The sequence below is a fragment of the Enterococcus sp. genome (genome assembly GCF_032555305.1).
Taxonomy (GTDB): domain Bacteria; phylum Bacillota; class Bacilli; order Lactobacillales; family Enterococcaceae; genus Enterococcus_A.
In genome coordinates this window covers 41,258-62,374 of record NZ_JAWGOQ010000014.1, presented here as the reverse complement: position 1 = coordinate 62,374, position 21,117 = coordinate 41,258, and the positions used below count along the sequence as shown (strand labels likewise).

The 21,117-nt window shown below is 39.1% G+C and carries 20 protein-coding genes; 5 read left to right on the top strand and 15 right to left on the bottom strand.

Translation table 11 applies throughout. The features are described from left to right. Nucleotides 1–26: 26 nt before the first annotated feature. The 5 genes from E6139_RS11805 to E6139_RS11785 form a co-directional block, all read right to left on the bottom strand. Complete coding sequence (locus E6139_RS11805) at nucleotides 27–1,301, bottom strand: PTS ascorbate transporter subunit IIC (protein WP_316403270.1); 1,275 nt, start codon at nucleotides 1,299–1,301, stop codon at nucleotides 27–29. Nucleotides 1,302–1,316: 15 nt separating this feature from the next. Then, nucleotides 1,317–1,601 carry a PTS sugar transporter subunit IIB gene (locus E6139_RS11800; protein WP_316403269.1) on the bottom strand — a complete coding sequence of 95 codons (285 nt, stop codon included), beginning with the start codon at nucleotides 1,599–1,601 and terminating at the stop codon, nucleotides 1,317–1,319. Then, on the bottom strand, nucleotides 1,598–3,667 hold the full coding sequence (locus E6139_RS11795) for a BglG family transcription antiterminator (RefSeq protein ID WP_316403268.1): 2,070 nt from the start codon (nucleotides 3,665–3,667) through the stop codon (nucleotides 1,598–1,600). Before E6139_RS11795 ends, E6139_RS11800 begins: the two co-directional genes overlap by 4 nt. A 340-nt stretch (nucleotides 3,668–4,007) precedes the next feature. After that, entirely contained in the window at nucleotides 4,008–4,703 is a 696-nt protein-coding gene (locus E6139_RS11790; RefSeq protein ID WP_316403267.1) for an alpha/beta hydrolase, read from the bottom strand. After that, nucleotides 4,704–5,339, bottom strand: coding sequence for a pentapeptide repeat-containing protein (locus E6139_RS11785; RefSeq protein ID WP_316403266.1), 636 nt, complete (start codon nucleotides 5,337–5,339; stop codon nucleotides 4,704–4,706). Between the two features lie 153 nt (nucleotides 5,340–5,492). Between E6139_RS11785 and lepB the strand changes: the two genes are divergently transcribed. After that, a complete protein-coding gene (gene lepB / locus E6139_RS11780; RefSeq protein ID WP_316403265.1) occupies nucleotides 5,493–6,062 on the top strand; it encodes a signal peptidase I in 570 nt (189 codons plus the stop codon). 60 nt (nucleotides 6,063–6,122) lie between these two features. Here lepB and E6139_RS11775 read toward each other — a convergent pair whose 3' ends face one another. From E6139_RS11775 to E6139_RS11755, 5 genes are all read right to left on the bottom strand, one after another. Then, complete coding sequence (locus tag E6139_RS11775; RefSeq protein ID WP_316403264.1) at nucleotides 6,123–6,542, bottom strand: hypothetical protein; 420 nt, start codon at nucleotides 6,540–6,542, stop codon at nucleotides 6,123–6,125. 2 nt (nucleotides 6,543–6,544) lie between these two features. Continuing rightward, complete coding sequence (locus tag E6139_RS11770) at nucleotides 6,545–7,843, bottom strand: Y-family DNA polymerase (protein WP_316403263.1); 1,299 nt, start codon at nucleotides 7,841–7,843, stop codon at nucleotides 6,545–6,547. A gap of 200 nt (nucleotides 7,844–8,043) precedes the next feature. Next, nucleotides 8,044–8,802 carry a nucleotidyltransferase domain-containing protein gene (locus tag E6139_RS11765; RefSeq protein WP_316403262.1) on the bottom strand — a complete coding sequence of 253 codons (759 nt, stop codon included), beginning with the start codon at nucleotides 8,800–8,802 and terminating at the stop codon, nucleotides 8,044–8,046. A 19-nt stretch (nucleotides 8,803–8,821) separates the two neighbouring features. Further along, entirely contained in the window at nucleotides 8,822–11,374 is a 2,553-nt protein-coding gene (locus E6139_RS11760; RefSeq protein WP_316403261.1) for a metallophosphoesterase, read from the bottom strand. Beyond that, nucleotides 11,371–12,615: a class I SAM-dependent methyltransferase gene (locus E6139_RS11755; protein ID WP_316403260.1), complete on the bottom strand. Its 1,245-nt coding sequence runs from the start codon at nucleotides 12,613–12,615 to the stop codon at nucleotides 11,371–11,373. Before E6139_RS11755 ends, E6139_RS11760 begins: the two co-directional genes overlap by 4 nt. 108 nt (nucleotides 12,616–12,723) lie before the next feature. On the opposite strand from E6139_RS11755, the gene E6139_RS11750 reads away from it, so the two are divergent. After that, on the top strand, nucleotides 12,724–13,926 hold the full coding sequence (locus E6139_RS11750; RefSeq protein WP_316403259.1) for a hypothetical protein: 1,203 nt from the start codon (nucleotides 12,724–12,726) through the stop codon (nucleotides 13,924–13,926). A 1-nt stretch (nucleotide 13,927) separates the two neighbouring features. Beyond that, nucleotides 13,928–14,854: a WYL domain-containing protein gene (locus E6139_RS11745; protein WP_316403258.1), complete on the top strand. Its 927-nt coding sequence runs from the start codon at nucleotides 13,928–13,930 to the stop codon at nucleotides 14,852–14,854. A gap of 61 nt (nucleotides 14,855–14,915) precedes the next feature. On the opposite strand, the gene E6139_RS11740 is transcribed toward E6139_RS11745, so the two are convergent. Together E6139_RS11740 and E6139_RS11735 are read right to left on the bottom strand one after the other, a co-directional pair. Further along, complete coding sequence (locus E6139_RS11740; protein ID WP_316403257.1) at nucleotides 14,916–15,860, bottom strand: permease prefix domain 1-containing protein; 945 nt, start codon at nucleotides 15,858–15,860, stop codon at nucleotides 14,916–14,918. Nucleotides 15,861–15,864: 4 nt separating this feature from the next. Beyond that, nucleotides 15,865–16,191 carry a PadR family transcriptional regulator gene (locus tag E6139_RS11735; protein ID WP_316403256.1) on the bottom strand — a complete coding sequence of 109 codons (327 nt, stop codon included), beginning with the start codon at nucleotides 16,189–16,191 and terminating at the stop codon, nucleotides 15,865–15,867. A gap of 240 nt (nucleotides 16,192–16,431) precedes the next feature. Between E6139_RS11735 and E6139_RS11730 the strand changes: the two genes are divergently transcribed. Beyond that, on the top strand, nucleotides 16,432–17,517 hold the full coding sequence (locus tag E6139_RS11730) for an FAD-dependent oxidoreductase (RefSeq protein WP_316403255.1): 1,086 nt from the start codon (nucleotides 16,432–16,434) through the stop codon (nucleotides 17,515–17,517). Between the two features lie 41 nt (nucleotides 17,518–17,558). Here the strand turns inward: E6139_RS11730 and E6139_RS11725 are convergent, their stop codons facing one another. The 3 genes from E6139_RS11725 to E6139_RS11715 form a co-directional block, all read right to left on the bottom strand. Then, nucleotides 17,559–18,122, bottom strand: a complete 564-nt coding sequence (locus E6139_RS11725) for a YdeI/OmpD-associated family protein (RefSeq protein WP_316403254.1) — start codon at nucleotides 18,120–18,122, stop codon at nucleotides 17,559–17,561. Nucleotide 18,123: 1 nt separating this feature from the next. Then, on the bottom strand, nucleotides 18,124–18,825 hold the full coding sequence (gene deoC, locus E6139_RS11720) for a deoxyribose-phosphate aldolase (protein ID WP_316403253.1): 702 nt from the start codon (nucleotides 18,823–18,825) through the stop codon (nucleotides 18,124–18,126). 161 nt (nucleotides 18,826–18,986) lie between these two features. Then, nucleotides 18,987–19,892: an AraC family transcriptional regulator gene (locus E6139_RS11715; protein WP_316403252.1), complete on the bottom strand. Its 906-nt coding sequence runs from the start codon at nucleotides 19,890–19,892 to the stop codon at nucleotides 18,987–18,989. Between the two features lie 526 nt (nucleotides 19,893–20,418). Here E6139_RS11715 and E6139_RS11710 point away from each other — a divergent pair. Next, complete coding sequence (locus E6139_RS11710; protein ID WP_316403251.1) at nucleotides 20,419–21,057, top strand: CPBP family intramembrane glutamic endopeptidase; 639 nt, start codon at nucleotides 20,419–20,421, stop codon at nucleotides 21,055–21,057. Nucleotides 21,058–21,117: the final 60 nt, after the last annotated feature.

Here is a 21,117-nt window from a genome sequence, read left to right as displayed (position 1 = left end):
GAATATTTCCTCCAATAGACTTTTTTTTAAAATATACTTTGTAATAATTGTCCGATATAATAAATGAGTAGCCCTACAATATTAAAGTCTGTTTCTGGGAATGACGTACCAGTTAAACCGATGTTTTCCATAATTGGGTAGATTAATGCTGGGCCAACAGCAATCAAGATACCCACGACGAAGGAGCCAACCATGCAGCCTTTCCAACCGCCGGTAGCATTTCCGAATACACCTGCGGTTGCACCAATGAAGAAGTATGGTACTGCTACCGGAATAATTACGATTGTTCCAATCAGTCCCATAATGATCATGGTAACTAGCCCACCTGCATAAGCTGCTAGAAAACCAATAACTGTAGCAGTTGGAGCAAATGGAAAGACTACTGGACAATCTAAAGCTGGACGTGCGTTAGGAATAAGCTTTTCAGAAATCCCAACAAACGCGCTGACGATCTCTCCCAGAAACAGTCGTACTCCGGTAATAATTACGTAAAGTGCCGCAGAGAAGCCTAAGCCTTGAAACAATGGATAAACCAACCAATTCACTCCACCGGACAATTCTTCAACTGCTCCTTTTCCAGCGGCGATCGCTGCAATATAAAAGAAAATAATCATCGTGATAGAAACGCCCACGACATAATCCTTGAACATTGTCAACCAACCTGGTAATTTCAGATTCTCTGTACTATCCTCCGGTTTACCAACTTTCGAACCTATCCACCCAGAAATCGCATAGCCAACCGTCACATAATGCCCCATCGCCAGCTCGTCATCACCTGTAACTTTCCGCATATACGGTTGAGCGATCGCTGGAAATAATCCCGCACAAACTCCTAAAATGATTCCTCCAAAACCAATAGTCAACGAATTGCTCATCCCTAAAGCTTTAAACATTATTGTTAATAAAGCCGCCAAGTAGAGATTGTGCTGACCTGTTAAGAAAATATATTTCAATGGCGTAAATTTTGCTACCAGCAAATTACATAAAAAGCCGATCAGCATAACCAGCGAAACAGTAGTACCAAATTTGTCCTGAGCCAACGCTGTTACCGCTTCAGCTAATGGCAAAACCCCTTTTAGACCAAAACCTTCTGCAAAAAGTGCCTGAAAACTATCCAAAGAAGTTACTGCTGCTGCCGAACCAACCCCAAATACTAAGAAGCCTACAATCGTCTTCAAAGTCCCTGAAACCACTTTATCCGCGGGCTGTTTTTGTAGCAATAACCCTGTTAAAGCGATAATACCAACTAAAATCGGTGCTGAAGACAGTAAATCAAACACCACTACCTTTAATATCTCCATTATTTCTCCTCCTTGTTATTGATTTTGACTGTCAAAAAATGCCTTTAATTTTGTTTCAATCTCTTTTTTATCCATCAGATTATTAATTCCAATAATGTACGGCACTTGACCTTGTAGTTCATCCGCAACATCTGCCATAGTAATTAGCAAATCTCCCTTAAAACTTTTCACATCGTCTAAAGTGCTATGCTGGACCTCCAACGGAAACTGATGTGCTCGCACTACTTGATCCACTTTAATTTTCAACATCATACTTGAGCCCATTCCTGTTCGACAGGCAATCAACGCTTTCTTGTTCATTTTTGCATCCTCTCTTCCTCAAAATTTGTAATGAATTCAATAATTTCTTCCGGATTTTCGGCACTGTCCAACACTTGATAAAAAGCTTCTTCATCCAATAATTCTGCCAATTCAGACATAGCGGTCAAATGAGTTTGATTATCCAGAGCACTTAAACCAAAGATGTATTTAACAGGATCATTCTCCTTGTTGCCGAAAACGACTGGCGTTTTTAATGTAGCAATACTGATTCCGATTTTTTTTGCACCCGATTCAGGGCGAGCATGCGGCAATGCAACATGTTTCGTTATGACAATATATGGGCCCGTTTCTTTGGTGGTTTGAATCATTCCATCTATATAGCCAGGCGTAGCAATCCCGGTACTGACTAAGACATCTGTAGCATTACGAATAGCCTCTTCCCAATCATCAGCTTCTACTCGTAATTTCACTAAATCTTTATTCGTAATTTCGCTTAACAACGGATATTCACCTCCTTCTTCAATAATAATTTTAGAATGATTGGTATCTGCTAGGATAAGCAGCTCATTTTCAATTTTTTCATATTGCTCATTAGTGACATATTTCTTCACAATTTTTAGAGCATCCGCAAGCTTTGGATCCAATAAAGATTCATCATTCAATAATCCGTATACACGTCCGATCAGCTCAAATTTTTCCTTCGTAGTCATAATAGGATTAACCACAATGAAAGGAATTTCGATACTTAAAATATCCGAAGTGATCGTTGTTGTAAAAACAATGTCAAAGTAATTCAACTGCATTTCTTTGTGATAATCCTGAACAATAAATTCAATACTAGGAAATAGTGATTCGAGTTCCTTTTGCAAAATGATTGAGGTTCCGATTCCATTGGGACATAAAATCAATCCGCGCTTTCTTTTCACCTGCTTCTCCTGCTCTTCAAAAGCAGAAGCCGCAAAGTGAACGGTCAAAAAGGCAATTTCATCTGCTGGTAATTCCCTGTTGAACAACGGCTGTAAAGGGCGAATCGCTTCATTAACTAGCGCATACATTTCTGGATATTCTTTTTTTATTTTCGGTGTTAATGGATTGATGATCGGCAAATGATAAAACAGCCGATAATAGCCGGGTCTAAAATGTTCGTATAGTCTGCGAGTAACTGCTTCTTTATCCAAGAATCGAATTCCAGATAAACTTTCAAAACGTGCAATCAACCGTTGGACGATCTTTTTGATCATCGAACGATCCGAAGTGGCGGTATCAATATTTCCAGTGGACAATCCCAAAATCCAAGCAGCTATATAATAAATGTTATCTGTCAGCTGGATTTCAAAATACTTGCAGATATCGAAGCTAAATTGATATTCATTGGATTGTTCATCAATGAAATCACTGTTCAATTGATGATATTTTTCATGTTTGAAGCGTTGACTCAATAAAATGAAACAGTACGTAAATTCCTTTAACTTATTCTCAAAAAAAGAAATTCGATATCGCTGACTTGCTTTTAAAATCTTGTCTTCAATCATCGAATAATCAACATTTAACTGTCTTTTCAAATAGCTTTCCAGAAAGAGCTCCCCGTTATCTTGATGCAAAAAAGTAATCACTGTTTTCATTACCAGATAACGAATATCCGCCTCCTCGCCAGTTAAAAAATATCCCTTCATTCGCGTATATTCGACGTTGATATCATTTCTTTTAAGTTTCCTCTTCACCTCCTTTAAATCACTAACAACAGTGGAACGACTGCTATCCAACATTAAAATCAAATGATCCAAAGAGAGATACTCCAGTGAACAAGATAGCGTCAATAGAATCATCAGCTGACGGTTCTTTTTTGAGTGATACACATCCGAAAAGAATTCCATTTTCAGCAAGTAGGTTTGCAGTTCTTTTTCGGCTTGATGATTAATCTTCAATTCGTTACTGCTAACCTTTATCAACTCTTTATTACTGTCAGAAAGCACCTCATTGATTTTCTTAATTGAATACGTAATCTGCCGCCTCGTAAGTAAAAATTTACTTTCCAATTCTGCGGTATCTCGTTGATTTCTAAAGGCAATCTCATGAAGAACCGCTAAATCTTGACTATCAATCATTTTCCTCAGCTCCTAACCAAAATATACTGGGTGCGTTTTCAACCTTCAATCTTTATTGAATTCATCTTTTGTTTCAGCAGTGTACAAATAATAAACAGTTTAGCTACTAACTATAGAATAAAAAAACAGCATACAAGATTTTGCATGCTGATCGTTTTTTGTAGTTATTAACTACTACTTTAATTTTAGCGTGAAGTATTTACCTTGTATTCCTAGATTTCACAATTAATTACCCCATCTTTTTCTATAATTTAAAATAATTAACCACTATTATATAGCATAATTCTTCCATTTTTGAAGCTAGAAAAAACACCCTAGCAACCTCTGCCAGAGTGTTAGGTTATAGATTATCTTCCAACCACTTCCGATAGTAATTCAACTGATCAGGCGTATGGAAAAAGTGCTCCCCCTCTTCAAAAATCGTCAACGAAAAGTTTGATTCCTTAGCAAACTTTTCAATGGTTTCTCTTGAGGTCAGGTTGTCTTTTCCGCCATAAAGGATACTTGTTGGGATGGTCCACTTAATCGGATGTTTAACAACATATTGATAGTAATCCCATTCCAGTGTTTTGATTGGAGTCTCGATTATTTTTTTACGCTGTAAATCTTCCGGTGTCAGCTGTGACCACAGCAGCATGTTTTCGATCAATTCTTGCATATCAACAATTGGCGATAAAAATAGACTTTGATGGATTTGTCGATTTTGACATGTCAGCATGCCGAAATAAGAGCCAATGCTGCAACCAAATAATGAGATCGTCTCAGCCTGCTTTTCCACCTCAAATAAAATATTATTCACATCTGCTACGACATTTTGCGGGTTCAGCGCATAAGAATCACCTTTACGCTCACCGTGTTCCGGCAAATCAAAACTCCAAACCTGATAGCCTTTATCAGTAGCAACTTTTGCTAAAAATTGAATAACGGTGTCTTCCTTATGTGATTGATCACCATGAAAAGCCAAAATTACTTTCTTACTCGGTTCACCCCAACATACAACAGGAATTCCTTGAACTTTCATCTGTTTTAACTTCATTTAAGCCTCCTCAATTTGTAAGCCCAAACCAGCTGCGATAGTCAGCGCTTGATACGAATCGACTTTTAAACCCTTCAACTGTTCCATCGAAAAAGCAATCTTGCTGAACTGATTGGTGGTAAAATCCAACCCAGCCAATTTTGTCCGCATCCAATTGCTGTTGTCCAACTCATTATTAGTCAAAAATAAATGCTTCCACGTGACTTCAAAAAATTCACTATCCATCATTTGACAGTTTTCAAAAGCGATATTTTTCAGATTTGTGGCACTGAATGAACCAAAATTGATTCTACAATCTTTAAATTGGCAATCACGCAAATAACTCTCCGCAAAATTACAGCCAGTGAGCTTGCAGCTTTCAAAAATGACTTGATGAAAACTGCCGCCGATCCATTCCAGATTTGAAAAATCACAATTCTTAAAAATCACATTGCCCGCCTCAAATCGAATCAGCTTCGTCCGCTGCATCGTAACCTTCTCAATAATCGAACGACGCAAGACCAAATTTTCACAGGTCAAATAACTATAATCAAACTCAATACCATGTACATCTTCAATCGTCGCTTCATCTTCCAAGTAAAAGTCCTCAGAAAAACTCTTCGGCAATATCGGTGCGGCTGGATAATTTTTTTTCATCGTTTTACTCCTTATTCTTTAAATCATTTTCATGATCTAAGTTTCCCATAATTAATCAGTTTTCTCTACCCTTAAACAACTTTTTCCTTTGTTGGAGGTTGATAAGAGCTTTTTAGTTTGAAGAATGATAAAATTTAGCAATGAGGTGACCCTATGAACAATAAAATCAAAGAATGGCTTCCAGTAGTCATTATCATAGCATTGATATTCCTAGCTAGAATGTTTGTTTTTTCTCCAGTAAAAGTCGAAGGACACTCGATGGATCCGACGTTGCACGATAATCAACGCTTGATCACATCCAAGATATCGAATCTGGACCGTCAGGACATCATTACGACAAAAGAACCAGACAATCAAAATGTTTACGTAGTGAAACGAATCATCGGCTTACCAGGCGATCGAGTAGAAATGAAAAATAATGTCCTGACAATCAACGGGAAAGAATTCACTGAGCCTTATCTTGACGATTTCAAGGAGAAATTCAAGAAAGACAAACTGTTTGAAGAGTATTCCTACAATACTGCTTTCCAAGAACAGGCGGCTAATGCCAACAGCTTCACCAATGATTTTGAAGTGACAGTTCCCAAAGATCAATACTTCGTTTTAGGCGATAACCGATTGATCTCTAAAGACAGCCGGATTTTCGGTTTTGTGGACAAATCATTGATCCAAGGAAAAGTCGTTTTCCGCTTCTGGCCTCTTGATAAAATCAACCTATTTTAAGCATTAGCTCAAAAGCCACAACGAGAGTCGTTGTGGCTTTTTTGGTGACTGTCGATAGAATTATTTAATGATTGTTTGGTCGAGGATTTTCTTTGGACCCAATATTTCGACATGATGAATCTGCTCGATCGTTAGATGCAGCATCCCTCGTTCCTCTTCATTTAAGTATATCTGTTCTTCTTTTTGTCCGAAGATTTTACCTACCAAATCATCCAAATAGTTTCCCTCATCATTTAAGGTTTCCAACTGGATGGCGATGCGTTTGTTTTTCAGATAAGCCTGCTGCAGCACTTCCCCGATTTCTTCTAAAGTCATTTGTTCTTTTTCGATATTGATATGATTTCGTTCTTTGGACTCTTGATCCAACACAGCTGTATGATCGGATAGATAAAAACCGATCCATTTCATCATTCCTCGATCCTGATAGACCTGCTTTGCTTCCATAAAAAGTCGTTCCGCACTCTCATCATCATAAATCATTACTAATCCATCCCTTCCATTCCGCCAGCATGACCGCCAACCAAGCCAGCTCGCTTAATTGCTGTCGCTCCTTCATTTAACGAATGTGCACGAACAATCGAACTAAATTTATAGCGACTGCGAATTTGAGCGATTACTTCATCAATTTTTTCCTCTTTGATCGATTGTTTGGGGTCTTCAAACAAATTCAGCTGCAAACTTCCTGCTGGGCGTAAAGATGAAACTGTAATAGAAATATTTCGCACTTCGGAATTATCCCAATATTTTTCAAACAGCGCAAAAGCAACACGCGTCAATTCTCTAGCCTGATATGTTGGCGGAATCTTTAGCTGGTGATGAAAACCTCCGCGTTTTCCGCTACCAAAATAAGCATACGCAATTCCTAAATGCAGAGTCCCGCCCAGCACATCCTTCTTACGCAGGCGTTGAGCCACTTGTTCGCAGATTTCAGCGATCACCGTTAAAATATCTCCCTTATGAGCATAGTTTTTTGGTAAAACTTGAGAATTCCCGATTGATTTTTCCTTAGTAGGATACAAATCCTTTTGAGAAAGAACTGAGCGATCAATTCCCCATGCATGCATATAATGCTGCATACCCATCACACCATAATGATTTTTTAATACAAATGGATCTGTGTGTGCCAGATCCCCCATCGTCTTGAGCCCCATCATCTGGTAACGCCGCTCCATTCGATATCCGATGCCGCAAAAATCACTTAAACGCAGAGGCCAAATTTTCTCCGGCACATCCTGATAATGCCATTGTGCAAACCGATTTTTATTTTTCTTTGCTTCATTGTCCATCGCTATTTTCGCTAATAAAGGATTATCACCCATCCCTAATGAAGTATAAATACCAAGTTTTTCAATAATTTCATTCTGAATCTTCATGCCGACTTCGGCCGAACTTTTGCCAAACAACTTCCAACTATGGGTCAAATCACCGAATTGTTCATCAATGCTATATGTATGAATGTCCTCTTCTGCCATGTATGAACGGAAAATCTCTTGGATGCGCATGTGGTATTGAATATACAGTGTCATCCGCGGCGGCACGATATGAAGCTTAGGATGATTCGGAATCTCAAACCCTCGGCTAACATTACTAATGCCTAACTCTTGTTTTGCCATCGGACTTGCTGCCAAAACTAAACCGGCATTTTCCCGATCGCCACTCATGACAACTAATAGGTCATTCAGTGGGTCCAAGCCATGCTCAATACATTCCACGCTGGCATAAAAACTTTTGGAGTCCATGCAGAAAACATCTCTGACAGGTTCCCCTTCGTAAACGTTCATCAAAACCACCTCCTTAAAAAAAGCAAACATATGTTCGTTTTCAGTTTAAGAGTATTCTGGTTTTTTGTCAATGATTTACTTATAAAGAATTCATAGCAATTTTTTAATCATGCTGCCCTGCTTCTTCCTTATAAGCAGAAAAACGAGGAAGACTCATTTGAGTCCCCTCGCCTACAACATTTCCTATTAAAAACTAACGTCTACTTTACCCATTTTAAGAAAAAATGGTTCAAATCAGCTGAATCAATTTTAGGATTTTTATCAAGTCTTTTTACATATTCGGTAAAAAACTGTAACTGCTGATCTAAAAAAGTATTCAGCTGTGGTATCGCCATTTCTATATCTAATTCATCGCCACTTTTTTTCCGAAATAGAAGCTCATTGATTACCCTTAACAGCTCCGGCGACAAATTTGGAAGTTCCAACAGTTTTTCAAATTCAACAGGCGGTCTGTTATGGTATTCTTGTATCCACATGCAAGCCAATACAGGACGCAGTACGTAGAAGTATTTTTTGATTCGAACATACTCCTTTTTCAGATACTCCCGATAATTTCCATCAGCCATGTGAAGATAGTGGTAAATCAGCCGTTGTTCGTTCAAGTTTTTCTCACTTAACACTCGCAGCTCCGTAATAAACTGTGAGTCCGCTTGATAAACAATTGGCGAATGCAACCATTCTAATAACGCGGGATTACTCTTTTGCAGCAGTTTTAGTGTTTTATCTAAATCCCAGCCGCAAATATCCAATTGTTCATCAATCGGAAATTCTAAATGATCCGCTGTTTTCTCCAGTTTTAAATACCAGTCTTTTTCCCGTCGATAGATAAAGCGAACATCATAGTCACTGTCTTTAGATGGAAATCCCCAAGCACGACTGCCGCTTTCGACTGCATAAAGAATTTCAATATTTTCTCGCTTTTCGATTTCTCGTAATGCTTGTTTGATTCTTGTTTTCATTTCCATCCCACCTAATTGATTAAAGTCGCGGATCTAATGATCCTTCCTTATCCATTTCAAACAATAAATTGGCTAACAGATTTAAATACTCATTGTTTTCCGCCGTTAACTGCGCTGCTGGAATTTTTAATAATTCCTGTGCAAGCTCATACTCCTTGATCGAAGTCCGTAATTTATGATAAACATTTTTCCCTTTGATCAGCGTTTGATATTGCTGTTTGCTGCGATAAGTAAACCCATAAATCAATGTCAGATACGCTTCATTTCGAACCTTCAAGAAAGGCGCAGCATTGTTTTTCTGCCGCTCCGGTTTAATAACAATCCCTTCCATCTGTTGTTTCAACGTCATTTGATCAAAATAGCTTTGAGCTTGTTGGAGTACGTTTTCTGCAGTAAGATCCAATAATAAAAACTCATCCTTATTTAAAAACTGGTAGATTTCAGATGTTGGCCGTTCTACAACTTCTTCCTTATTGTTGTGGTAAACGATTTTCAATAAATCAAACGCCTTGAAATGCAATGGCGCTTCTTTCCCATATAATTCGATCTGTTGCTGATACAAGGTCAAGGCTTTTTCCTGTTCAGACAAGGATACTTGCTGTGGTGCAGCTTTCAGCCATTCTCTATATTGACGTGTTGGATGCTCGCCATATTTTTTCGCTAATTGTTTTTTGGATAAGTGATAGCTATCTGTTTTGAAATCAGTCGCTGATAGTTGGTCCCCCATTTGTTCAAACAGCGTTGAAAACTGACTATCCTTCAAAAAAATTAATTCCGTTTCGATCCCTTTAGCGACTGGTAAATATTCCAATTGAATCAAATTTTCACCTAACGCCCGCCATGGCAATAATTCTCCATCCAGCAGTAACATCCGAATTTTATTTTCCTTCATATATTCAGAAAACTGTGCCAGCAGCTCAGCAAAGACTCCCTCAATTCCCGGAACATTGATCTTGTAGCTCTTTCGAGAAATGGCATAGCAATCTTCCAGCTTATCAAACAAGTAAATGTTCGCACGAGAGCCCATATATTTTGGCTCCAATACGACCTGATCCACCTCCTGCTGACGGTAATAATCTAGTGCTTTAGCCAAAGATTCTAAATCATTTTGCTCCTTGTCAGCCGAAGCTGGAGCCATTGTCCCAGATAAATATTGAACTTTATTTTTAGCCATGTAAAATAGGCGTTTGCGTTCCTTGTCAGTTAATTTTTCCCAAGATTGCATTTTAGGACGAGGAAAAAGCGTCGGTAGCTCTTCTGTTTTTAGTTGATCGGAGGAAACCGAAATTAGTGCATTCCCTCTGCCAAAAAGTTTAATAGCGCTTAGCTTGTTTCCATAAACAGCACCTGTATCGATCCCATATTTATTTTTTATACGATAAATCCCCTTAGTAGCAATATGACCAAACACGTGAACTGGCAGATTATACATACTCTCTGCTTCTAGCCACTGAAGCTGTTCTTGTACAGGCTTGTCCCGATCCAAACGAAAGTTTCGTTGATTTCGCAGTGAAACATTGTCCATTTTTCCTAGATATTGCTGATGACATGGCGCATGAGTAACGATAAAGGATTGTTTTTCATCACCGATCCGTCGTAAAAATGGCTGGCTTTGCTCGACTAATTGATTAAATTTTTCTAGAATAATCGGCTCTTTCTTCAAATAGCTGATCGAAGTAAAATGTTGGTCGATCGTCTCCTGATCGGCTCCTTTGATCTCACCTTTTAGATAACGATAAACAAAATTTTCGTGATTTCCTTGCACAAACTGGAAATGCTGCTGATTATGATAGAGAAAATCGATAATTTCAGTCGTTTGATTACCTTTATCGATCCAATCGCCTAACAGTATTAAAGAGAAAGGATCATCTCCAGCAACCGTCATTTCATTTTCGGCTACACGATAGCCTAGCTTCGATACTAATCTTTTCAAATCTGCTAACGATTCATGAACATCACCAATCACAGCATAGTCTCTTTGATTAGATAATAGAGTAGCGAGATACTCTGCCTTGCCTTCGACCTCAACACTAATTTCCTGAAAATCCTTTTGCTTGATCCGATGAGTCGCCGCATAATCCTCTTTTGCAAGCTTCGGCAATACTTCGCGCTTTAAGCGATCGACATGTTTGGTAATCAATACTTTGGAACGTTCGGATGCATAAAACTCTTCTCGAGGATAATCAAAGACGATCGCTTCAACACGATAATGATTTTTATCCGCGATCTCCTTTACTACTTGTCGAAAGTCTTCGGCTAGACCGAGGGTATCCACGACGACAAATTCCGCATTGATCGGATAGCTGGTCAAGAAATCCAATTTGGTCTTTAAATAAGGAAACGTTACGCCTGATGCTTCCAACATGCTAGCCGCATATTTATCATAATCTCGTCCTAATAGCTCTCGCCGCATGTCGTCTGAAGACAAATGATGGATATTGGTTTCAAAATTTTTCTGTTTATCACGAAAAGCCAACTGTGGCATCAGTATTTCCTTAGCGAAAGTCGTTTTCCCTGATTCTGTCGGTCCGATCAGTAAAAAGATCGTATGGACTTTAGTCGTGATTTTCATGATACATTGTCCTTTCTCTTGATCATTGCCCCTTGAGTAGTAGCGATCCCATTGACTTGATCCCCTGTTGTAAAAAATTGGATCGTAAATTCACTGCCAACAGTCTTTGTTAACCACTTCTGAAACTCGATCGCACCCAGCTCAAATTTGTGGTCTTCATGACGCATTTGATTTTCTGATAATCCATAAAAGACGTTAAAATCCTTGTTAGGTGTGGATAAAATCAGACGATGAAATGGGGATTTCAACAAGCGTTGCAATAAGTCTGCTGCTTTTTTTAAAGACATATGCTCAATAACTTCCATCAATAAAATATCCATGCCCTCTTGAAAAGTAACTTCATCTAGGGAAGAGTATAGCTGGATATTCTCCAGTCCCATTCGTTCCCCACGATCTTTAGCATAGGCTAAAACTTCAGGATCGATATCCACGCCTACATAAGAATCGACTTTTTCAGCCAGTCTAAAATAGGCGCCTCCTCCGCAACCAACATCCAAAATATCGTGCTTCATATCTAAGAGTTCCCGCACCTTCTCGATTCGTGAATAGCCCGTACCACGATAAGAAAAAACAATTTCTTCACGACCTTGTTCTTCGATCGCTTCTTTGTATTTAAAAAAGGATTCTTTCTTATACAAGAATTTGCGAACAAACAAATTTCTCAGATAATAGGGTGCTTTGATCCCTTGAAGCGCCTGGATACCACGTTCGATCAAAGAATCGCCCTCATCTAAAAAAGTGCTGCTTTCCTTTGCTAAAATTAGTAATATTAGATATGCTCCCTGCAAAAGCTGATAAAGTGAATTCGTTGTCAGTTTCACTTGATAAAAACCTGCCATCAATGGTTCCTCCGTGATTTCAAATTCTGACAGTATCCTGCAGATCGACTGAAACAGCTCAACTTTTTTAATTTCCACCATCGAAATTACCAGCTGATTATGGGATTTACCAAATTCTACTGTTTTCATTGCAGACTTCAGGTACTCGGTCATTAAGGACAAATAAACCTGTGGAGCCGAGTACTGCTTCACATTCAGATAATGTTGCTGCTGCTCCCTCGTCGATCGAAATGAAAGATTCGTTCCATAATCTTGAAAATACATGCAGTATGTTTGCGGATCTTCATACCAGCCAAAGCCAGTTCCATTACGAATTCCCCGCAGCTGCAGCCCACCTTCAGGATGTTTTTTGATTAGTTGAGTAAATTCCGGATGATCGGAAGTAAGAGTTAGAATTGCCATAATTACTCCTCCTTGTGTTTTCTTGCTCTTATCTTAACGAACAGATAAAAATAGTTCTTTTAAAAAAGGGTGCGAACTTGATACAATGAGAAAAATAAGGAGAAGAAAATGGCTAAAAAATTTCAAGAATTGGTGAAGCAGTTCACTACGTTAAGAAGCTACACGCGCGAATTTCTGATTTATGGTTTTAAAAGTCGTGAAGAGATTACGCTTTCTAGTCCGCGCACCTATGACAATGAACGGCGTCGATTAGAAAGCTTGCTTCATGACTATATCGAATCGCAAACCATCAATAATAAAAAAATCTACCGCTTAGTCTTGCCTGCAAATCAAGCCGATAACCCGCTGCATATTTTATGGCAAACGAAATCCTTCACTCGAAATGATATTTTTCTGCATTTTGTCATTTTAGATATTTTAGCTCAAGGGTCTGAGCTAACAGTCAATGAGATTGTTCAAGAAATCGATGACTATCTATCCCTTTTTGACGATAACTATCTGATTGACAGTCTGACCGTTCGCAACAAGCTGAATGAATACACAGAAATGGATATTTTACAAAAGGAAAAGCGAGGAAAACAGTGGCTGTATACCGTAAATAAAAAAACGGAACTTACTACAAAACAAATACAGGCGATTCAATTCTATAAAGAAATCGCCCCAGCCGGTGTGATTGGTGAGCTGCTGCTGCAACGTTATGAAGTTTCTCCGTCACCTTTTTGTTTCAAGCATAAATACGATAGTCAAACACTAGATAGTGAGATAATGTTGTTTCTTTTACAAGCTATCAAGCATAATCAACGAGTTAAGCTGATCAAGACTAACGGTGTAGAGATCAGTCTAACACCTTTAAAAATTTACTCCAGCTGCGAAAGTGGGCGTCAGTATTTAGTCGGAATACAGACAAGCAGATTGTATTCATTAAGACTAGATTATTTAGAGAGCGGTCAGCTATTGGGCATGACTGAAAACTTCTCTCAAGGACTGACTAAGTTGGCCAAAGCCAAAACAACCACTTGGAATTGTTCTTTTACCTCTCGCAAACCGGTCACTTATGAAATACTACTGCATTTACCAGAGCATTATTTACATCAACGCTTGCTGCGAGAAAAACGCCAAGGAAAAGTGGAGCAGGTCGGGGATAAACTTTACAAATTTTCAATTGATCTGGTTGATCCAAAAGGAATGGAACCTTGGCTAAGGACTTGGATAGGCCGAATCGTACAGGTTAACTCGACGAATCGTACATGGGAAAATCAATTTTGGCTAGATATCGAAGCACTGAATCAGCTTTACGGACTGGAGGATTAATATGGAGCTCTTTTCAGAAATCAATAGTTTATATTACCAGCTGATGACCAAAGTCCTGCAAACGGAAAATCCTGCACAACAGCAACAATTGCTAGATCAAGGTGGTTTTAAAGAAACGCCTTTTGAAATGGTTAACTATTTGAAGGATAACGAGGAAGGCTGGCATCTGCTAAAAGATCAACGATCAATTCTCAGAAACACGCCGCAACCATTCCCTTTGACAAAATTAGAAAAGGCTTGGCTGGCGGCAATCCAACAGGATCCAAAGTTTGACTGCTTAGGAGAACCCTTTGACTTAGAAGAAACAGAACCTCTCTTTGACTGGCAGGATTATCAATACTTTGATCAGTTTGTCAGTGAAGATCATTTTGATGAAAGCTATGGAAATATTCTGCATTTTTTGTTAGATAGTATTCAAAAAAATCAACTGGTTTCATTAACATATCAATCAGCAAAAAAAAGAGTTGCTACAGATCATCTTTTTCTGCCTTTAAAACTCGAGTACTCGACAAAGAACAATAAGTTTCGAGTTATAGGTAAACGCAAATCAACTTCCGGCTGGAAAAAAGTGATATTCAATTGCTCTGATATCTATCAGATCGATCAGCTGGAAGAAACCTTCCCAGACATTGAACAAATGAATCCTCAGCTCTGCTGCATTGTTTGCGAATTGAAAGATGAACGTGATGCGCTTGAACGGGCAACCTTTCACTTTTCGAATTATCGAAAAATTCTAGATCGATTAGACAGCTCGCTTTATCGAATGACCATTTTTTATGAGAAAAAAGACGAAACGGAGCTGTTGATCAATGTGCTCTCTTTTGGAGCTCGTATACGAGTAACCGAACCTAACGACTTCGTAGAAATGATCAAACATAGACTGGTTTTACAGCAGCAGCTCACTAAAAAGAAAACATCGACAAACTAAAAAAAACGTTCTTAGCATTGATTGAATGCTAGGAACGTATTTTTTACGTATAAAACCTATGCTACTTTTTTACAAAAATTGCCTCCACAACACTGTAGAAAATTCCAGCCATTACGAAGATCATCCAACTCATTCCCCAAGATCCCGTCATAAAGGACCAGCCAAAGTAAATCATGACAACAATCGGCCAGTAGACTCTTTCAAGTAAGTGCTTGGTACGTGCTGCATCACCATACTTCGCTTGCATCGCATTTGGTCCTAACTCATCCTCGTCGGCGATAAAGTATTTTTCTTTAATAAATTTATCAAAGCTGCTGTAATTGATGCTGCCGTATATAATCAAAAATACCCCGATGGCTAAGAAGAAGAACATGACTGGAACACCATTTTCTGCATAAGTGAACATTTGGAAAAAGAAAATAGGCGCGACACTCAGTACACATAGACAAATTCCAAATACGAGACTAACCTGGAAACTCTTTTGATAGCCCTGCTTCAATCTTTGTGCTTCTTTGTTAACATCCACTGGAATGTAACGATCATTCATCACGCCATTGTTTTTAGAAAACTGCATCCCATTATAGATTATGGTTCCAACACTGATTGCCACAATTATGAAGAATAGTAGGAATCCCATCATTTCTGCACCGCTGATACTCAAGCCAATCAATGAACCCACCGCCAGCAAACAGCCGCTGATGCCTAAGCTTAGTCCTCTGGCATCTTTCTTTCTATTTGCGAGATAATGATACATCTCATCTTCATTAATCTTGTTTTCTGGCTCTTTTTCCCGAGTTGCGAACTCTAACTCTTCTCGCAGCTCATCAACAGAGCCGAATTCACTGATAACTTGCCCAATTGCTTCATGCTCACTCTTACCTTCATCAATCAAAGCCAAATAATGGTCTTCCATTATCGTCAAAATCTCTTGCTTTGCTCGTTGAACTTCTTTCGTATTGGGAAATTCGAGAAACAATGTCTCTACATAATTTTTGATTGTATCCATCTACTTACCCTTCTTTCATAAATCGGTTCACAACTTTTTTAGTCTGCTTCCATTCATCCCGCTTTTCAGCTAAAAAAGTCAGGCCTTTATCTGTAATCTGATAATACGTTCGCTTTTTTCCATGGGTAATTTCTCCTGGATAAGAATGGATATAACCATTTTTCTCCAAACGGTTGAAGGCTGAGTAAAGCGTTGTTTCCTTAATGACATAAATTTCTCCGCTCACATCCCGGATTTTTTGGGAAACCGCATAGCCATAGGAGTCGCCATCCTTCAGTACGGACAAAATGATGACATCATTGTACCCGCGAATTCCATCGCTCGAAATCATCTTGCCACCTCCTGAAATTACTTCATCTGTCGTTGTAATCATTGTACGATAATTACTACGACAGGTAAAGTAAAATCTGTTAAATTTAGTGAAAAACCTTTTCTTTAATCGCTAGATCAAACGTGAAAAAGCATGTACTGACGCTCTTCTTATACATTGAAGTCCATGCAAGTAATTTTTTTAAGACTATTGTATACTCTTAATGTTGAACGAATCTTAAATAAAAAGGAAATGTAATCTATGCAAAAAATCGCAATTATTGGCGGCGGAATTATCGGAATGACGCTGGCAAATTATTTAGATCAAAAAAGATATCACGTAACCCTCTTTGACGAACCAACAGGACAAGCAACTAGCGCCAGCGCAGGGATTATTTCTCCGTGGCTCTCCAAACGTCGCAACAAACAATGGTATCGGCTAGCAAAAGATGGCGCCGCATTTTTCCCAAAACTGCTTCAGGATTTCCAGCTGGACCATACGATCTATCAGCGGTCCGGTACACTTCTGCTGCGACCTGAAAAACAATTAGAGGAGCTGTTGGCTCTAGCTGAAGAACGTAAAAAAAGCGCTCCGGAAATCGGCACGATCGAACTTCTATCTGGTGAACAGACACAACAAGAGCTACCTTTATTAAAAGCTTTACCAGCGCTTAAAATCAGCGGCGGCGGTCGTTTAGATGGGAAAGCCTATTTGAACCGAATGCGGGAATTAGCGGCGAAAAGCGGCATTGAGTTTATCCCTCAGCGCGTTCAGCTAACGAATTCTAAAACAATTCGCTACGATGAGAAAAGCGTGAGCTTCGATCAAATTATTCTGACTGTCGGTCCTCACCTAAAGGATTTACTAGCACCCTTGAACTATCAGGTTGATCTACGTCCGCAAAAGGGACAGCTCTTAGTTTTTCAAACAGCCTTCAAAAGCAGCGGGGATTTTCCGGTTGCTATGTTGGATGGCGAAGCAGATCTTATTCCCTTCTTAGATGGAAAAATTCTACTGGGAGCAACTCATGAAAATGAAGCCGGATGGGATCTGACAGAAACTTCAGCGGCATTTGAGCAGCTTGCAAATGGTGCCAAAAATTTTCTAGTTAAGCCAGATAAACTATTGACAGCCCCCTTCCACTATCGTGTCGGGACTCGCGCCTATACTTCTGACTTTGCGCCCTTCTTTGGCCAGTTAAATGATCATCTGCTGGTTGCCAGTGGATTGGGATCTTCCGGCTTGACGACTGGACCGTATATTGGCTATTTAATGGCCCAGTACTTGAATACTGGGAAAGTTGACTGGCAAGACTATCAAAAAGAAATGTCAAACTATATTCATTAAGGTAAAAAAAGCTGGAATCAGATGAGGATTCCAGCTTTTCTCTACATTGGTTTTAAATTCTTTTCTAAACGTTCAGTCATCCAAGCAACTCGCTTTGCTCTTCCAGCATCAGTCTTGGCATCAAAATAAGCTCGCGTATACGTTTTCTTGACAGATGGCGACATATTTTCAAAATTCTTGGAGGCTTCCGCATTGGCTTTTAACAATGCCGCTACTTCTGCGATTTGTTCATCTGTTACCGCCGACGGTTTCGTGGCTGCCTCCCACTGGCCATTTTGTTTTGCTTCAGCGATTTTCTCGCGCCCAAAATCCGTCATCAGACCAGCCTGCTCAAGCTTTTCCACAATTTTTTTATTTTTCTCAGACCATTTACTATTCTTGCGTCGTGCAGCGAAATACTTGATGTAAGAATGTTCGTCGAGCTTCTTCATTACTCCGTCAATCCAGCCATAGCACAAAGCCTCCTCTAAGGCTTCTCCAGCTTTTAACGTTTTGACCTGTTTCGTTTTTCCAAAGACTAACCACACACCCTCACTAGTTGTTCCATTTTCCGCCAACCATTTGCGGAAATCCTCACGTTTTTCAAAAAGTAAGTTATCAGCCATATTATTTATCCAATCCTAAAACGACTGGTGTTGATTTAAACCCGATACCCATGCGATCAATCCCCATATCAATCAATTCTAAAAAATGTTCCCGCGTACGAATCCCGCCGCTGCCTTTAATTTTGATTCGGCCTTTGCATTGATCCATCATGATCTGGATCACTTCGTTCGTTGCTCCTTTACTATCATACCCTGTAAGAAATCCGGTACTTGTCTTAACGAAATCTGCGTTTGCAGCGATTGCACATTCACAGGCTTGGCGGATTTGTTCTTCATTTAATGTATCCGTCTCAAATATCACTTTTACTGCGACGCCATGAGCATGACAGGCTTCTACGATGATTTGCAGTTCTTTCGTTACTTCATCGTACTTACCACTACGAATCCAGCCAAAATTAGCGACAATATCTAATTCATAAATATCTTCTCGCTGGCAATACGTCTCTGCCTGCAACACTTTAGATGGAGTCGTACTTGTCCCAAATGGAAAGTCGCAAACGACACAGATCTTCGTATCCGTTCCCTTCGTCATTTCTGCGGCAATATCCAGTGAAGATGGATTAACACAGACCGTTGCGCAATGGTAATCAATCCCTTCTTGAATATACTGACGAATCTCAGCTTCCGTAAAATCTGGTTTTAACACCGATTGATCAATATAGGCACCTAATTCCTCGACGGTCATTTCACTAGCCTTTTTCATAAACAAATCCCTCCAATTTTTACCATATATACCATTTTGATTATTTCAAGTGATAATATTCACAAAAATGATTTGGTATATAAGGTATTTATGTAAAAAAAATCCTATACTTATTAATTTAAGTATAGGATATCCCTTACTATTTGTAAACGTTCACTCGGCTAGGTAGCACGGTTTACAACCGCTTGTTTTTCTAGCTGTACCTTTAGTTCATTTAAAGAGACATTTTTAAAGTCTTCATTTTTCATGCGTTTACGATAAGCCGTTGCCGTTTCATTCGTCAGTTTTTTAAACATGCGACTAAAAACGACCAAACTATTAAAACCTACCTGCTCCGCAATGCTCTCCACAGACTCATCCGTCATAGAAAGAAGAAATGCAGCCCGATTGATTCGCACACCTAAAATGTAATCTCTGATACTGATGTCCATATGATTGCGAAATACCCGCGACAGATGACTGCGATTGACAGCTAGATGCTGTGCGATACCTTCTACAGTCAGTTGTTCGGCGTAATGGGCTTCGATAAATTCTACTGTAGCTACAGCTAGTGGTGAATAAATCTTCTGTTCTCCCAAGTGGAGCTTTCCGCCATCTTCTAAAAGCGCGGCTAAAAAACGATAGGCCAATTCATTCAGGTGCAGTTCATTCACCAGCGTTTCTTCAACAAAGGGCAGACACGCCAAGATCACATCGATATACTTTTGAATATCTGAGGAAACCATCGTATACTGGTCCTCCCTAAAATGAGAATGACGAATAATCTCATCCGCTGCCGATCCACCAAAGGAAAGCCAGCAATACATCCATGGATCTTCTCCGTCAGCTAAATAGAAGGTCGAATCCCCTGGTCGAATCAAAAACAGATCACCTTTTTTTAAATGATACTGCTGATTTTTAACCTGATACGTTCCTTTGCCCTCCATCACAATATGTAAAATATAATTTTGCCGAATCGCTGGACCGAATGCATGGAACGGCAGTGTTTTTGAAATGCCGCAAAAATCAAAATGAAGATCGGTCTCCAGATGATGTTGTTCCTTTTTTAAAAAAATTGTCTGTTCCATTATGTGATTCCTCCAGCCTCATTTCCCCTTTAAATTATACATGAAAAATGGCCCATAAATTTTCTAAATCATTAAGTATCCCGTTTTTTTAGGACAAATCAAAGCTATTGAGAAATTGCCCATTCCGAATTTCATTAGTGCTATTCTAAAAACAAAAGAGCTTTCTTTAGTAGGGAAAGGAATGATCTTTTGAAAAAGAGACTGAAACAACTCATCCACGCGCTGCTGATTTGTCTAATTGTCCCTAGCACGCTGCTCCTTCAAAAAAACAACCCTTATATCGACTACGAACTCTCTTATCAGCATATTTTTCGAGTACTGCTCCTTGTAGTCGTACCAATCATCATCTTATGGTCCTTGACAGAACTCTGGCGAATTATTCGAAAAAAGTGAGAAAAAACTCTCAGTTAAGCAAGAAACCGTTCTCTCTGTTCATGTTTCTTAAAAGCGTTAAATAAACTTGTTTATTTAATAAAAAAGCGTATAGTTCACGCTAGCTAAAAGAGCAAACGTGAGGAGCAGCATTATGGATAAAATACTAAACAAACCTATTTCATTCAAAAAGACAATCATTGCTACAGTCATTCTACTAATTGGTTTATTTCTTTTACTTTCAGGAACAGCTTACCTAGGAATTTTTTCGTTAGCTGTCACTGGCTTGATTGCATTAACGATCGTTTACAAAAAGGCATCTGTTCGTGCCATTTTCGGTAAACCGATCCGTCCAATTAAGACAATTATTGGTTACTTTCTGCTGAATTGGGTCGTAAGTTTGGCTGTTTCATTGTTTTTAACTTACGGATTGAAATGGCATCTGCAAAGCAACCCAGTAAACGACCAGCCGAGTTGGCTGCTACTATTGATTCTTCCCGTCATGCTTTTAGGAGAAGAATTGTTTTCGATATATTTCTTGAGTATTTTCTCTAGTAAATTTTCATTACCGATCGCCAGTCTTTTTTCCGCGATTATTTTCGGTTTGATTCATTACTCAACTTATAATGATGGAAACGTTCTGCATACCTTGCTTCATATTCTCTTAATTCAAGGTGTCGCACGGCTAATTTTTAACCACGCAGCGATCAAAAGCAATTCAATCTGGACCAGCTGGATCATCCATGTATTATTTGATTTTAGTTCGATCCTTTTGGTGTTGTTGCAGCATTAGAAACTATTGCTAAGTCACGAGACCTCCGCGCTAACCGATCTTTTTTTCTCTAACTTTCCT